Raw genomic sequence first — 14,232 nt, 5'->3', positions numbered from 1 at the left:
ATGACGCCAATATTGAGCGTCTGATGCAGTTCATCATTGTAAATAGCCCCCCATGTCCCCTATGTATAAACCACGGGTGGTTGCCATAACGATTTGCGCAAAATCCCGGTGAGTTTTTCTGTGTATTGGTTGAGTGGCCCGATCAGGCGATCCCGTCATACCCATTAGACAGACCGAAGAATGTGGTTTCTTTTTAATGAGACCAGATGAATAGCCCTCGGCGGTGATGGACAACCTAACGCTTGGGGCCTTGAACGGGCCACTTTCGCATATGCATTGGTGGTCGGAGACCAACGCGATGAACCGCGCGACATTAAATGGCGAGAGAGCAGGGGGCCAATTGGCCGCCGCATCCGCTTGCGCGCGCATCGCCACAATCAATCACGCATCAGAAACTGCAGCGCCCTTGGGGGCGCCGCCAAATGGCGCGTGGAACAGGATACAATGGCTAAGAAAATGCTTATCGATGCCACCCACGCGGAAGAAACCCGCGTTGTGGTGGTCGACGGAAACAAGGTCGAGGAATTCGACTTTGAAACCCAATCCCGCCGCCAGCTGGCCGGCAACATCTATCTCGCAAAAGTAACACGGGTCGAACCATCGCTTCAGGCAGCGTTTGTTGACTATGGCGGCAACCGCCACGGTTTCCTTGCGTTCAACGAAATCCACCCTGACTACTACCAGATTCCGGTCGCAGACCGCGAAGCACTGATGGCCGAAGAAAAGGCCTACGCAGAAGCCATGAAAGCCGAGGCTGAGGCCGAAGCTGAAAAGCCAAAGCGTTCGCGCCGTCGCCGCAAGCCTAAAGCGGCTGAGGTGGACACTCAGGATGCCGTGGCAACGGCTGACCCTATTGAAACGCCCGAGGAAGAGACCTCTGGCGATATCGCGGGTATGGAAACGATTGACCTGACCGAAGGCGCAGAGATCGCTGACGGCGAAGCCACGTCGCACATGGAAACGGTTGCGGAGACACCTGTTGAAGAACCAACAGATGAAGTGCCTTCTGATGACAGCGACGATAGCGCCGATGAAGAAGCCGCCGCTGGTAGTGCTGATGCGACAGCTAAAGATGAATCCATCGAAAGCGTCGCTGACGAGGACGACCAAGAAGACGTGCGCCCTGTGCGCAAGCCGCGCCCGAAGCGTTATAAAATTCAAGAGGTTATCAAAGTTCGCCAAATCCTTTTGATCCAAGTGGTCAAGGAAGAACGCGGCAACAAGGGCGCTGCCCTGACGACATACCTTTCGCTTGCTGGCCGCTACTGCGTGCTGATGCCAAACACCGCGCGTGGTGGTGGCATTTCCCGCAAGATCACCAATGCCGCCGACCGAAAAAAGCTGAAATCCATCGCCAATGAAATGCTTGTACCAGAAGGTGCTGGCCTGATCATTCGCACCGCCGGATCACAGCGCACCAAGACCGAGATCAAGCGCGATTATGAATACCTGCAACGCCTGTGGGAACAAATCCGCGAACTGACGCTGAAATCGACAGCGCCGGCGCAGATCTATGAAGAAGGCAACCTGATCAAACGTTCGATTCGCGATCTTTACAGCAAAGAGATCGACGAAGTGATCGTTGAGGGAGAGGCCGGTTACCGCGTGGCAAAGGACTTCATGAAAATGATCATGCCGTCCCACGCGAAAAACGTGACCAACTACAAAGACCAGATGCCGCTGTATGCACGCCATCAGGTCGAAGGTTACTTGAATGGCATGTTTAACCCGACGGTGCAGCTGCCATCTGGTGGCTACATCGTGATCGGCATCACCGAAGCGCTTGTGGCGATTGACGTGAATTCTGGCCGTGCGACCAAAGAAGGTAGTATTGAACAGACTGCGACCAAGACCAACCTTGAGGCCGCCGCAGAAGTGGCGCGTCAGTTGCGCCTGCGCGACTTGGCTGGGCTGATCGTGATCGACTTCATCGATATGGACGAGCGCAAGAACAACGCCGCCGTTGAAAAGATGATGAAGGAAAAGCTGAAGACAGATCGTGCGCGCATTCAGGTAGGGCGGATTTCCGGCTTTGGCCTGATGGAAATGTCGCGTCAACGTTTGCGCCCTGGCATGCTGGAATCAACCACGCAGGAATGTTCCCACTGCCACGGCACGGGCTTGCTGCGTTCTGACGACAACGTCGCGCTAGGTATTCTGCGCCAGTTGGAAGAAGAGGGTGTACGCGGCCGTTCCAAGGAAGTTCTGATCAAAGCACCAATTGTGATCGCCAACTTCTTGATGAACCAAAAGCGCGAGCATATCGCCCAGATCGAGGCCCGTTATGGCCTGTCCGTGCGTATTGAATGTGACCCACATCTGGTGTCGCCTGACTATGCTATTGAGAAGTTCAAGACCGCGACCCGCGCGGTAGCTGAGGTTGAACTCGCGTCTGTGATTTCGTCGGACACGGCTGTTATGGCAGAAGTTGAAGAGACAGATGCGTCCTCTGAGGGCCAAGCCTCAGAGCAACAGGACGGCGAAGCACCAACCAAAAAGCGCCGTCGTCGCCGTCGTCGTCGTCGCGGTGGTGGGGGCGGTGGCGAGAACGCCGAAGCCAACAACGCCGAGAATGGCGAGAACGCTGGCGAAACAACCGCTGCATCTGTTGAGGGTGACGCCGCGGTTGTTGAAGCGGACGCAGCTGAGGCCGAAGACGCCAAGATTGAAGAGGCACCAAAGCCAAAGCGCACCCGCACACGCCGCAAGAAAAGCGATGCAGCGCCAGCTGAGGAGGCGGAAGCTGTTGAGGCTACTGAGGCGGCACCCGCTGAGGAAGTTGCCGCAGAAGAAGCGCCAGAAAAGCCCAAGCGCACGCGTACCCGTCGCAAGAAAAGCGATGACGCACCTGCTGAGGAGGCAAAGGCTGATGAAGAGGCACCTGCCGCCGAAGAAGAGCCAGCGCCAAAGCCAAAGAAGGCCACACGCGCCCGCAAGAAGCCTGCTGCGAAGAAGGTTGAGGCTGTTGAAGCAGTGGAGGCTGAAGCACCCGTCGCTGAGGCGCCCGCTGAAACGCCAGAACCTGTTGCCGAGGCAAAGCCAAAGCGGGTTCGCAAAACCACGTCACAGCCAAAGCCGGTTGAGGCGGAAGCAGAGGTAGCTGAACCTGTCGCTGAGGCCAAAGAAACGCCTAAGAAGCGTGGCTGGTGGTCGCTGGGTGGTCGCTAACGCGATGCATTAGAATTGACCCGTAAGGGTTTGAAAATAAATGCCGTCCCACAGTGGTGGGGCGGCGTTTTCTATTTAGGCAATCGCTCGATCACGTAAATCTGGTGCGCACCTTCGTCGGATTGCGAAACCAGCCGATGGCCAGCCTCAACGCAGAAATGTGGGATGTCGATCACGGCGATCGGATCATCTGACCAGACTGTAACCACCGTCCCAACGGGCACGCCACGCATCACCTTGCCAAGCTTCAAAATCGGCAAAGGACACATGAGCCCGCGTGCGTCTAAGATATCTTCCATGGGCAAGGGGTGCCGCGCGCTGTCACAAATGTCCACAAGGAAGTGACCAACTGTCGCGTGACGCCGCGCGCACGGACCGCTAAGAGGGTCGTATGTTTGAAACCGAAACCTTCCTTGCTGCCTCGCTGATTCCAGCGCTCCTAGTTGCGTTTTCAGCGGGCATTCTGTCGTTCCTCAGCCCCTGTGTGCTGCCGATTGTGCCGCCGTATCTCGCCTATATGGGCGGTGTCAGTGTGACCGATATGGAAGACGATAAGGGTGCGCGCAACCGTGCGGTTGTTTCGGCGCTGTTCTTTGTGCTGGGGCTTTCGACGGTTTTCCTGATCCTTGGTGCGGGGGCATCAGCGTTAGGACGCGCGTTTCTCGGGTACAAAAGCTACTTTGAGATTGGTGCAGGCATTGTTGTGATCATCTTTGGCTTCCATTTTCTGGGGCTGTATCGGTTGAAATTCCTTGATCGTGAAATGCGCGTGGATGCGGGGGACAAAGGCGGGTCCGCCTTTGGCGCATATTTCCTTGGACTTGCTTTCGCCTTTGGGTGGACGCCCTGTTTAGGCCCGATCCTAAGCGCCATTCTGGGCCTTGCCACAGGGCAGGCGGATGTCGGTAAGGGTATGGTATTGCTGGGTACTTATGCGATTGGCCTTGGCGTTCCTTTCTTGCTGGTTGCCGCATTCTTCCCGCAGTTGAAACGCCCGATGGCGTGGATGAAGCGCAACATGGGCGTGATTGAAAAGACGTCCGGCGTGTTGCTGATCATTGTCGGGCTGGCGATGGCGACGGGGTTCCTTGCGATGTTTGCCTATTGGATGCTGGAAGCGATGCCGTTCTTGGCCGTATTTGGTTAACGCTTAACTTAATTTCGCCGAAGTTCGGGTCTATAGTGCCTGCAAATTAGAGGCGAAGCACAATGGATCAGGCAGAGAATAGGCAGGTGAAACGCCGCAAGGTGTTCTATATTCCCGGCTACGACCCCATTCATCCGCGCCGCTACCGCGAGCTGTATCGCACTGAATCCGCAACACAATCTGAGATTTCCAGCTATGATGTCGGGATTGCCGCCAAAGCGGGTGAGCATTATGGTTGGCGCGTCGAGTCCCGCATGGACGGGCAATCGGTTGATGCCGAGGTCGAGGTACTCGTTTGGTCTGATATCGTGCGCGATTCAATGGCGTCCAGTATTCCCGCGACGTACCTGCAACTTGTGCGCACAGCGTTTATCTACATCTTTTCGGGCGCTTTGCGTCGCTTGATGTGGCTGCGCAAGGGGCCGGTGATTGCCGCGCTTTACCCTGTTGGCATGCTGTTGCTGCAACTGTTGGGGGCCGTTCTCGCGGGGGTGTTGGCGGCAAAGGTTTTAAGCTGGGCATTGGGCGGGATCGGCCGCGCCATCGTTGGGCTATTCACTGGCGGAGAGCCATCCAGCTTGGATTTTTCGATCTTCCACACCGGATTATTCGTGGCCCAATTGGTGTTGGTGGCATGGGTCACGTGGCAGATCCTATGCTGGTTCAAGAAGAACGACGGCAAGTTCTTCGCCTACTACCTGATGCATGATTTTGCCTATTCCGCAAAAACCAAGGGTGCGAATGCGCCCGAGCTTGAAGACCGCATGGCAGATTTTCGCGGCGTGATTGGTGAGGCATTAGAGGGCGACTTCGACGAAGTCTTGGTTGTCGGCCATTCATCCGGTGCACATCTGGCGGTTTCGATCCTTGCGGATCTGATCCGCAAAGGGGGCGTTCCGGCGAATGGTCCTGCGCTTGGGTTCCTGAGCCTTGGGCAGGTCGTCCCGATGGTTAGTTTCCTGCCGAAAGCCGACCGTTTGCGCGCAGATCTGAACTACCTGTCCACCCGTGATGAACTCGCTTGGATCGACGTCACCGCCCCAGGGGACGGCTGCACATTCGCACTGTGTGATCCGGTGGCGGTATCAGGTGTTGCCCCTGAGGGGCAGAAATGGCCTTTGGTGATCTCAGCCGCCTTCACACAAACCCTGTCGCCTGAGCGCTGGAAGGAACTACGTTGGAAGTTCTTCCGCCTGCATTTTCAGTATCTGTGCGCCTTTGATCGGGTTGGGGACTACGATTATTTCCGTATCACGGCGGGGCCGCTGACCCTCGCGGATCGCTTTGAGGGGCGCGAGCCAAGCAAATCACGTATTGACGTTGCCGCGTCCAAGTTTACCAGTATGAACCATGATCCCGCCAAAACCCCCATCACGCCCTGAGAAGGTCTCGCTTTGGCGGTATCTAAAGCTGTTTCGCCAAGACATTTTGTCAGCGCAACCAGCCAAGCTATACCGCGCGTGGATGGCGGAGTTTAAGACGCCGTTCTTTCGCAGCTATCTGGCGAATGACCCCGAGCTTGTGAAACGGGTGCTGAAAGATCGCCCTGATGACTTCCCGAAATCCGACCGCATTGGTGCTGGCTTGCGCCCGTTGCTGGGAAACTCGGTGTTTTTGACCAATGGCGAGACATGGAAACGCCAGCGCCGCATTATCGACCCCGCCTTTGAAGGTGGGCGACTGCGTGACACCTACGGTGCGATGTATGCCGCGGGGGAGGCCGCGGTGGAACGGATGGCGGCCAATCTTGGTACAATCGATATTGAACCGGAAACATCCCACGCCGCTGCTGATGTGATCTTTCGCACGCTGTTTTCCATTCCGATTGAGGATGAAACAGCAACGGCCGTGTTTGAGAAATTCCGCGACCACCAGCGCACACAGCCGATCCTGAACCTTGCCGCGTTCATTCCCGGCCCGCACTGGATGCCGCGCTTCTTTCGCCGTGCTACGAAGGACACCGCCGCTGATATTCGCCGTCTGATCACGAAATTGACCGCGCAGCGCATGGCCGAGATCACCGCCGGAACCGCACCTGATGATCTGGCGACCAAGATCATGACAACGGCCGACCCCGAAACAGGCGTGAAATTCAGCACGGATGAAATGGTCGATCAAGTGGCGATCTTTTTCCTCGCGGGTCATGAGACCAGCGCCTCCGCTTTGGCCTGGGCGTTTTATCTTTTGGCGATGTATCCAGACTGGCAGGACAAGCTGGCGGCAGAGGCTGGAGCCGTCAATGCGGACTTTGCTAGCGTGTCTAAGTTGCGCCTTGCACGCGATGTGTTTCGCGAGGCATTGCGCCTGTATCCGCCTGTTCCCATGATGGTGCGCGAAGCCAAATGCCCCGAACAGATGCGCGACCGGCAGGCCCCTAAGGGTGCGCAGGTCGTGCTCAGCCCGTGGCACTTGCACCGCCATGAACGCCTTTGGGACAATCCGGACGGGTTTGATCCGACCCGCTGGGCCACCGAGAACGGCAAAGAATGCCAGCGCAACGCCTATATCCCGTTTTCAGCAGGCCCACGGGTTTGCACAGGGGCAGGGTTCGCCATGGTTGAGGGCCCGTTGTTTCTGGCGCTTCTGTTGCGCCGATTTAGGTTTGAGCTGACGGACAAGGTGCCGGTTCCCGTCGCCCACCTTACGGTGCGGGCAAAAGACGGGATTTGGCTGAAAATCTCGGAACGAAATGCCGCGTAAGCTGCGTTAAAGAATCACTCAGAACGCGGTAATCGTTTTCAACGGCGCTTTAATCCCCAGATTTTCAGAAAGATTGTCGCGATTTGGTGAACCCTGTTTTTGCGGGAGTTAACTAAATTGGGCAAGAATGGGGCAGGATGGCGAACTATTAAAATCTTTTTTTTCAGTACCTTACGTCGCATTTCGACCGTGACTTAGCCAATTGTGACGAATTTGCCCTATTCTCGGCCGTGCTCGCTTAATGTATTTTAACGATGTGGGGGCTTCAAAGGGGTCGGTCTAATGACTGTTGCGAAGCCAATTTCTATTGTTCTGACAGCACCAAGCCATGTGATGTCATTTCTGCGTTCGCGTTTCGGCGCGCCGACAGAAGACTTGTATGTTCCAAAACCAAAAGTTGAACAGCCGCAGCGTGAAATGGATCCGTTGATGGCAGACCGCTCGCGCTATGCGCGGCTGTTGGATCATGAACTTGACCGCCAGTTGCTGACGGAAGTTGAGCGCGAAGATACAGACATGCTCAACCGCGTGCGCGCGGCGCTTTACGAAGCCTGATTATCGCGCAGGGTGTTCAAAACAAACACCCGTATAGCTGACGCGAGACCCACATCACCGCGGGCCTCGTCAATCTTGATCGCCAAACCATTGAGCGTTTGATCACGTTCAGCGGCGATGCGGCGAAACTCATCCCAAAATTCCGGTTCCAGTGAAACACTCGTGCGATGCCCGCGCAGGGTAAGGCTGTGTTTGACGGGGCGGGTGCTCATTCGTCTTCGAATTTCAGCTGATCGAGCCGGCCTTTGGCCTGTGCTTCACGGGCAGCTTCGGCAAGACGTTCGGCTTTGGTGCGCCCGAACTTGCGAGCGTTCAGATCGGCCTCGGCTTTTTTCTCTGTCCGCTCGCGGTCCTTGCGGACTTGGTTCAGGTTGATGATTTCGGTCATTTCGGGCCGATCATATCCTCAGGGCGCACAACGCGGTCAAATGTTTCCTCGTCCACGAACCCAAGCGCTACGGCTTCTTCGCGCAGTGTAGTCCCGTTCTTGTGCGCTGTCTTGGCGACCTTGGTGGCGTTGTCATAGCCGATTTCAGGGGCCAGTGCTGTAACCAGCATCAGGGATTCCTTCATCAGTTTGTCGATGCGGGCTTCGTTCGCTTCGGTGCCTGCAAGCATACGGTCGGTGAAGCTGTCTGTGACGTCGCCCAAAAGTTGCATGGATTGCAACAAGTTATAGGACATCATCGGGTTGTAAACGTTCAGTTCAAAGTGACCCTGTGAGCCTGCAAAACCGATTGCTGCGTCATTGCCCATGATGTGCGCGCACACCTGTGTCATGGCTTCGGCCTGTGTCGGGTTCACCTTGCCCGGCATGATGGAGGAACCCGGCTCGTTCTCAGGAAGGATCAACTCGCCCAAACCGGAACGTGGGCCGGAACCCAAGAAACGCATGTCGTTGGCGATTTTATAACACGCCATCGCCACTGATTTGATCGCACCGGACATGAACACCATGGCGTCGTGCGCGGCGAGGGCTTCGAATTTATTCGGGGCGGTGACGAATGGCAGGCCTGTGATTTCAGCCATGTTTGCGGCAACCGTTGTGTCCCAACCTTTGTCCGTGTTCAGACCGGTGCCCACGGCTGTGCCGCCCTGTGCCAGTTCATAAATGCCGGGCAGGGCCATCTTAATGCGTTCAATGCCGTTGCGGATCTGTTTTGCGTAGCCGGAAAATTCCTGACCCAATGTCAGCGGTGTCGCGTCTTGGGTGTGGGTGCGGCCAATCTTGATGATGTCCTTGAATTTCTCGGCTTTGTTTTCCAGCTCGGCCGCGAACTTTTCGAGGCCCGGCAGCATAACGTCGCGTGCCGTCATCGCGGAAGCAATGTGCATGGCGGTGGGGAAGGTGTCGTTGGACGATTGGCCCATGTTGCAGTGATCATTCGGGTGAACAGGTTCTTTGGAACCAATCACGCCGCCAAGGATTTCAATCGCGCGGTTCGAAATCACTTCATTGGAATTCATGTTGGACTGCGTGCCAGACCCCGTCTGCCAAACCACCAGTGGAAAGTGATCGTCGAGTTTGCCGTCGATCACTTCACCAGCGGCCTCGATCATCGCGTCGGCCAGTTTCGCGTCAAGCTTGCCAGAGGCTTTGTTCGCCATGGCGCAGGCTTTCTTAATCACACCAAGAGCGCGCACGATGGCGACGGGCTGTTTTTCCCAACCAATCGGGAAGTTCATCAGGGAGCGTTGGGTTTGCGCACCCCAGTAACGGTCTGATTGAACCTCAAGTGGGCCAAAGCTGTCGGTTTCTGTGCGTGTATCGGTCATGGGCTCGTCCTTGCAGAAATGTCTGTATACGGTTGTATGCCGTTTATCGCCGCGCGCGGCGCGAGGCAACTGCGCAATCGCCGCAGGCTACTTTCGGAATTGATCCAAGCTGACGACTTCGGCGTCTTTCTTGGGGGCTTCTTCTTCAGGTTCCGCCATCACTTCCATCGGGGCTTCTGGCGCGTCCTCGTCGTCTTCATCGCCTTGGGTTTCAAAGCGCAGGCCGAATTCGACGGATGGATCGACGAAGGTTTTGATCGCGTCGTAGGGCACGTAGAGCGGTTCTGGCGTGTCACCAAAGCTGAGCGTGATGGAAAACCCGTGCTCTGTCACGGCAAGGCTGTCGTATTGGTGCTGGATCACGATGGTCATTTCACCGGGGTAGCGGTCTGACAGCCAATCGGCGATTTCAACGTCAGGGTGCATTGTGTCAAAGGTCACGAAGAAGTGGTGGTTGCCCGGCAGCCCATTGGCGGAAATGTCAGTCAAGACTTCATAAATCAGCCCACGCATCGCTTTATGCATCAGGTTGCCGTAGTCAATGGTTTGGTTGGTGTTGGACACGTGGCAGCGCTCCGGTGTTGAAGACCCCCTTAGCATACGAGATTCTTGGCTGGATAAAAGGGGCGTTTAGCCCAGTTGCGCAATTGCGATCCCCGCCAGCGCCATCGTGCCCAGGGTGCGCCCCATTGGCCATTTGCGCCAAAGTAAAAGCGCGACGGCAAGGGCAGTAAGAAGCGCGGCGTTCAGGTTGAATGAGGACCAGACAGGGTTGAGGACATTTAGCGGGCCAGCAGTGGTGCCGACCTCGTCAAACATCACGTGGGCGGCGAACCAAAGCGACAGATTGGCGATAACGCCCACAACTGCGGCGGTAATCGCTGCAAGGCCTGCGCGGATACGGGGGTAACCATCAAGCCAGTCAATCAGCGGTGCGCCGGCGAAGATCCAGATGAAACAGGGCACAAACGTAACCCAAAGCGTCATAAGCCCCGCCAAAAGGCCAAGCACCCATCCGCCTTGCGCTGTTCCCGCGAGTTGCCCGACGAACTGCGTCACTAGGATCAGCGGGCCTGGGGTCGTTTCGGCCAGCCCGAAGGCGTCGATCATTTCTGGCGTGCTGATCCAGCCGTAATTTGTCACCACTGTTTGCGTCATATAGGCCAGCACTGCGTAGGCGCCGCCGAAGGTGACCAGTGCCAGCTTGGAAAAGAACAGTCCTATGGCGAGGAGGAACGTGGCCCCAGCCAGCCAAGCAGCGATCAGAGGCAAGGCCCACAGCGTCCCGCCAATCGCAATCGGGGCGATGGAATGTCGCCACGGTAGGGCGGATTTAACACTGGTATGATCTGTGCAGGCCCATGCTCCGTAAAGGGCCGCCACGATGATGACTAAAGGGTAGGGTAGATTGAACACAAACAAGGCGAGGAACGCGAGGAGCGCAATGATCCAGTAGTCTATCCGACCCAAGGCGCGGCCTAGCAGTTTCAGAATGGCCTGTATCACGATGATGATAACGGTGGCCTTGATGCCCAGAAAGGCCGCTTGAACCAAAGGCAACGTGCCAAGGGCAGCGTAGGCAAACGCGAGTACGGCAATGACCAACGCACCGGGAAGTACGAACAGCCCGCCCGCGATCAGACCGCCGCGAATACCGCTGATTTTCCAGCCCGCATAAGTCGCGAGCTGCATGGCTTCAGGGCCGGGCAGCATCATACAAAATGACAGCGCTTTCAGGAAATCCGCTTGCTTTAAAAGCGGGCGGTCATCCACCAGTTCTTTTTGCATCAATGCGATCTGTGCAGCTGGGCCGCCAAAGGACATACACCCGATGCGTCCGAACAGGCGGACCATATCAGCGGTGTTCATGGGGCGTCCTGTAGGCTTGCGTGGGTTTCGGCCACGCCGTCACGGGCCCAACGGTAGAGAGCATCATAAAGCGGCATCGCGGCGTCCAATTGAGTGTGATCATCGCGATGCATGCGCGATAGACCAACAGACATCGCCAAAAGCCCAGCGGCCTGCGGGTTATCATCGCGACCTGTATCGGCAGCGCGAATAACGTCTGACATGCGGTTCAACGCGTCAGTGCGCAAATCAAAGCGATCAAGGATCGCATCAAAGGTGCAATTGTTGCCCTGATGGGTCAGCTCGACATCAGGAATGTCGAATGGGGTAGCGCCGAAACGATCTGCTACTCCGGCCACCTGATCTGGGGAGACAAACAAAAACTCGGCATCTGTATCGATAAAGCGGCGGATCAACCAAGGGCATGCAATGCGATCAATCTTGGGGCGATGGCGGGTCACCCAAAGGTTGGTTGCGGGAAGGGCGGCGAATGGAATGCGTGGAGCATTCGGCTCATCGCGCCAGCCATACATGCCGCCTTGTAGGTACTGTGCATCAATTCCGCGACCACGTAGGCGCGACATCAAACCTTGGCTTAGTTTTAGCCCTTTCTGGCAGGACACGATGACAGACCGCTGATCAAGGCGCGCGATTATCCCTTCAAGGTCATTGTGCGGGTGCTTGATTGATCCGGGGATTAGATAGGGATCGTCGGCAAAGTCTTCATCCGTGCAAATGTCGACAATCACAGGGCTGTCGGGCAGGCCGATCAGACGCAGAAGTTGTTTGCAGGTGATTTCGTTTGGGGCAGCCATAGCGCATGCTTCCTTTCGGTGAACATGCGAACCTTTGGCCTAAGCCTCACGGGGGTGTTCGCGTTGCGCCCCATGGGGGTATTTGTGCCGCGTGACGGGCGCATGGTCAAGTCGTGACGCGCAAGGCCTCAAGCCCGTGGAAGTGGTAAGTGTTGCCGTATTGCGGTGGCTTTGCAAGGGCGAGGTTCGGGCAGCGTTCAAACAAAACCTGTAAGGCCACGCGCAGTTCAAGCCGTGCAAGTGGCGCGCCGACGCAGAAATGGATGCCGCCGCCAAAGGCCACGTTCACCGGACCCGTGCGGGCCGGGTCAAATGTGTGTGGATCAGGATAGGGGGCAGGGTCACGGTTGGCAGCGCCAAGCAGACATTTGACGGTATCGCCGCGTTTGAAAGCGTGGCCGAACAGTTCGCAGTCTTCAATGACGTAACGGTCAAACATGTGTAGCGGCGGATCAAAGCGGATTGCCTCTTCGACGATCTTTTCATCGGCTGTGCGGATGTCGCATTCCAGCAGGGTTTTAACGGTGTTGCCCAATGTATGCACTGTGGCCTCATGGCCTGCGTTCAATAGCAAGATACAGGTTGTGATCAGCTCATCCGTGCTGAGTTTTTCGCCGCCTTCTTCTGCCGCAATCAGATGCGACATCAGATCATCGGCGGGGGCTTTGCGTTTCTCGTCAACGTAGCTGCGCATGAAGGCAACAAAGTTTTCCGTGGCGGCGACGGCACGGTCTTCAACGGTGCGGGTGCGGCCGGACACATACATAGCGACCATGGCGTTGGACCAAGCCAGCAGATCATCGGCGCGGGTTTCAGGCACGCCCAACAGACGCGCGATGATGATAACAGGAACGGTACGCGCATAGGCATCCAGCAGGTCGAATTCGCCAGCCGGGAAGGCGTCGATCAATTGATGGCACAGGGCTTCGATCTCGGGCTCAAGCGCGGCTATGCGCCGTGATGTGAACGCGCGAAGTACCAAGCCCCGCAAGCGCGTGTGGCGGGGCGGGTTTAGCTCCAACATGGAATGCGCTTCAACGGCGTAAAATGGTGCCAGGTGTTGAGGGATATCCGGCGCAAATTCGGCCGGAATTTCACGGCCCATGCGTTTGTCTTTAAGGAAGGCGACTACGGCGGCGTGCGAAACTGCGCAAACTGCGTCGTAGTCGGTCCAATAAAACAGATCACCACCCGCGCGTGCCCGATCATAGAACGGATAAGGGTTTTGAACGAAGGTTGGATCGCTCGGAGATTGGGTCAGGATTTGCATGAGGGAGTGATGCCGACATGCCCAGATCATTGCAAGGCATGAGATTGAGCAAAAGGAGTGCTACCGCGCGTTCTTAGGGCTGAAAGTGGAAAGGCGACGCTCTGATTTTGAGGGCGTCGCCGTTCGCTTTGGTGGAATTGAGTATTTTTAAGCCAAAGAAAGCAGGGGTTAGGCGCTTTGTTGCAGGGCTGTGATAATGGGGGAGAAGTCAGTTGCTTTGAGGGATGCGCCGCCGACGAGGGCGCCATCTACGTTAGGAAGCGCGAAGATGTCATCAGCGTTGCTGGCTTTGACCGAGCCGCCGTAGAGGAGGCGCATTTGAGCGCCTTCGCTGCCAAAGCGGGTTTTGAGGTGTTCGCGCAGGGCTGCGTGAACGGCGGCGATTTCATCAGGTGTTGGTGTAAGGCCTGTACCAATGGCCCAGACAGGTTCATAGGCGATTGTTGTGGTCGCTGCGGTGGCCGCGTCCGGGATGGATTGGTCCATCTGGGCGCGCAGGATATCGAGGGTGTCACCCGCGCGGTACTGCGCTTCGGTTTCGCCAATGCAGATGATTACATGGAGGTTCGCGTTCCAGCCGGCTTCGGTCTTGGAGGCGATGAGGGCGTCGTCTTCAGCGTGGTCTGTGCGGCGTTCAGAGTGGCCCGTGATGACATAGGTCGCGCCGGTGTCGGCGATCATCGCGGCGGATATGTCACCGGTGTAGGCGCCTGAATTGGCCGGATGGCAATCTTCGCCGCCAATTTTAAGTCCAGTATCTGCCATTCGGCTAAGCAATGTCGCAGGGCCGCAGATGACGACATCGACTGATGAACCTGAATGGGTACTGGCCAGCTGAGCCAATTCCGGTAGATCGGCGCTGGTGCCGTTCATTTTCCAGTTTCCTGCAATCAGTTTACGCATGTCGCTCTCCCCATTTGGTTTCTCTTGATGTAGCAAGCGGCGAGATTAAG

Annotated in this window: 14 protein-coding genes; 5 read left to right on the top strand and 9 right to left on the bottom strand. The window is 56.6% G+C overall.

What is annotated here, in order from left to right; genetic code table 11:
- Positions 1–444 precede the first annotated feature (444 nt).
- Positions 445–3,168, top strand: a complete 2,724-nt coding sequence (locus tag OCA8868_RS02500; RefSeq protein ID WP_093995492.1) for an Rne/Rng family ribonuclease — start codon at positions 445–447, stop codon at positions 3,166–3,168.
- A 71-nt stretch (positions 3,169–3,239) separates the two neighbouring features.
- Here the strand turns inward: OCA8868_RS02500 and OCA8868_RS02495 are convergent, their stop codons facing one another.
- A complete protein-coding gene (locus OCA8868_RS02495) occupies positions 3,240–3,467 on the bottom strand; it encodes a sulfurtransferase TusA family protein (protein ID WP_093994958.1) in 228 nt (75 codons plus the stop codon).
- A 92-nt stretch (positions 3,468–3,559) separates the two neighbouring features.
- Between OCA8868_RS02495 and OCA8868_RS02490 the strand changes: the two genes are divergently transcribed.
- The 4 genes from OCA8868_RS02490 (at position 3,560) to OCA8868_RS02475 (ending at position 7,570) form a co-directional block, all read left to right on the top strand.
- The gene (locus tag OCA8868_RS02490) at positions 3,560–4,315 is read left to right on the top strand and encodes a cytochrome c biogenesis CcdA family protein (protein WP_093994957.1); all 756 of its coding nucleotides are present in this window, start codon (positions 3,560–3,562) and stop codon (positions 4,313–4,315) included.
- 62 nt (positions 4,316–4,377) lie between these two features.
- Entirely contained in the window at positions 4,378–5,697 is a 1,320-nt protein-coding gene (locus OCA8868_RS02485; protein ID WP_093994956.1) for an alpha/beta hydrolase family protein, read from the top strand.
- Positions 5,666–7,015: a cytochrome P450 gene (locus OCA8868_RS02480; protein ID WP_093994955.1), complete on the top strand. Its 1,350-nt coding sequence runs from the start codon at positions 5,666–5,668 to the stop codon at positions 7,013–7,015. The genes OCA8868_RS02485 and OCA8868_RS02480 overlap by 32 nt, the downstream gene beginning before the upstream one ends.
- A 282-nt stretch (positions 7,016–7,297) precedes the next feature.
- Positions 7,298–7,570, top strand: a complete 273-nt coding sequence (locus tag OCA8868_RS02475; protein WP_093994954.1) for a hypothetical protein — start codon at positions 7,298–7,300, stop codon at positions 7,568–7,570.
- Here OCA8868_RS02475 and OCA8868_RS02470 read toward each other — a convergent pair.
- The 8 genes from OCA8868_RS02470 to tpiA all read right to left on the bottom strand — a co-directional run bounded on the left by OCA8868_RS02470 (position 7,558) and on the right by tpiA (position 14,182).
- Positions 7,558–7,782, bottom strand: a complete 225-nt coding sequence (locus OCA8868_RS02470) for a ribbon-helix-helix domain-containing protein (protein WP_093994953.1) — start codon at positions 7,780–7,782, stop codon at positions 7,558–7,560. The two genes, OCA8868_RS02475 and OCA8868_RS02470, sit on opposite strands and share 13 nt — an antisense overlap.
- On the bottom strand, positions 7,779–7,958 hold the full coding sequence (locus OCA8868_RS02465; protein ID WP_093994952.1) for a DUF4169 family protein: 180 nt from the start codon (positions 7,956–7,958) through the stop codon (positions 7,779–7,781). Before OCA8868_RS02465 ends, OCA8868_RS02470 begins: the two co-directional genes overlap by 4 nt.
- On the bottom strand, positions 7,955–9,346 hold the full coding sequence (gene fumC, locus OCA8868_RS02460) for a class II fumarate hydratase (RefSeq protein ID WP_093994951.1): 1,392 nt from the start codon (positions 9,344–9,346) through the stop codon (positions 7,955–7,957). Before fumC ends, OCA8868_RS02465 begins: the two co-directional genes overlap by 4 nt.
- 87 nt (positions 9,347–9,433) lie before the next feature.
- Entirely contained in the window at positions 9,434–9,946 is a 513-nt protein-coding gene (locus tag OCA8868_RS02455) for an SspB family protein (protein WP_093994950.1), read from the bottom strand.
- A gap of 30 nt (positions 9,947–9,976) precedes the next feature.
- Positions 9,977–11,215 carry a chromate efflux transporter gene (gene chrA, locus OCA8868_RS02450; RefSeq protein WP_093994949.1) on the bottom strand — a complete coding sequence of 413 codons (1,239 nt, stop codon included), beginning with the start codon at positions 11,213–11,215 and terminating at the stop codon, positions 9,977–9,979.
- The gene (locus tag OCA8868_RS02445) at positions 11,212–12,009 is read right to left on the bottom strand and encodes a chromate resistance protein ChrB domain-containing protein (protein WP_093994948.1); all 798 of its coding nucleotides are present in this window, start codon (positions 12,007–12,009) and stop codon (positions 11,212–11,214) included. Before OCA8868_RS02445 ends, chrA begins: the two co-directional genes overlap by 4 nt.
- A 106-nt stretch (positions 12,010–12,115) precedes the next feature.
- The gene (locus tag OCA8868_RS02440) at positions 12,116–13,279 is read right to left on the bottom strand and encodes a cytochrome P450 (RefSeq protein ID WP_093994947.1); all 1,164 of its coding nucleotides are present in this window, start codon (positions 13,277–13,279) and stop codon (positions 12,116–12,118) included.
- A 168-nt stretch (positions 13,280–13,447) separates the two neighbouring features.
- Entirely contained in the window at positions 13,448–14,182 is a 735-nt protein-coding gene (gene tpiA, locus OCA8868_RS02435; RefSeq protein ID WP_093994946.1) for a triose-phosphate isomerase, read from the bottom strand.
- Positions 14,183–14,232: the final 50 nt, after the last annotated feature.

The organism is Octadecabacter ascidiaceicola (genome assembly GCF_900185015.1).
In the GTDB taxonomy this organism is placed as follows: Bacteria; Pseudomonadota; Alphaproteobacteria; order Rhodobacterales; family Rhodobacteraceae; genus Octadecabacter; species Octadecabacter ascidiaceicola.
The sequence above is the reverse complement of the archived record's forward strand: the minus strand, read 5'-3'. Positions and strand labels throughout refer to the sequence as shown.

Coding starts and splice junctions, on each gene's coding strand:
- chrA (WP_093994949.1), bottom strand. CDS start 11,215: ATGAACACCGCTGATATGGTCCGCCTGTTCGGACGCATCGGGTGTATG.
- OCA8868_RS02440 (WP_093994947.1), bottom strand. CDS start 13,279: ATGCAAATCCTGACCCAATCTCCGAGCGATCCAACCTTCGTTCAAAAC.
- OCA8868_RS02490 (WP_093994957.1), top strand. CDS start 3,560: ATGTTTGAAACCGAAACCTTCCTTGCTGCCTCGCTGATTCCAGCGCTC.
- OCA8868_RS02465 (WP_093994952.1), bottom strand. CDS start 7,958: ATGACCGAAATCATCAACCTGAACCAAGTCCGCAAGGACCGCGAGCGG.
- OCA8868_RS02470 (WP_093994953.1), bottom strand. CDS start 7,782: ATGAGCACCCGCCCCGTCAAACACAGCCTTACCCTGCGCGGGCATCGC.
- OCA8868_RS02445 (WP_093994948.1), bottom strand. CDS start 12,009: ATGGCTGCCCCAAACGAAATCACCTGCAAACAACTTCTGCGTCTGATC.
- OCA8868_RS02485 (WP_093994956.1), top strand. CDS start 4,378: ATGGATCAGGCAGAGAATAGGCAGGTGAAACGCCGCAAGGTGTTCTAT.
- fumC (WP_093994951.1), bottom strand. CDS start 9,346: ATGACCGATACACGCACAGAAACCGACAGCTTTGGCCCACTTGAGGTT.
- OCA8868_RS02455 (WP_093994950.1), bottom strand. CDS start 9,946: ATGCTAAGGGGGTCTTCAACACCGGAGCGCTGCCACGTGTCCAACACC.
- OCA8868_RS02475 (WP_093994954.1), top strand. CDS start 7,298: ATGACTGTTGCGAAGCCAATTTCTATTGTTCTGACAGCACCAAGCCAT.
- OCA8868_RS02480 (WP_093994955.1), top strand. CDS start 5,666: ATGATCCCGCCAAAACCCCCATCACGCCCTGAGAAGGTCTCGCTTTGG.
- OCA8868_RS02495 (WP_093994958.1), bottom strand. CDS start 3,467: ATGGAAGATATCTTAGACGCACGCGGGCTCATGTGTCCTTTGCCGATT.
- tpiA (WP_093994946.1), bottom strand. CDS start 14,182: ATGCGTAAACTGATTGCAGGAAACTGGAAAATGAACGGCACCAGCGCC.
- OCA8868_RS02500 (WP_093995492.1), top strand. CDS start 445: ATGGCTAAGAAAATGCTTATCGATGCCACCCACGCGGAAGAAACCCGC.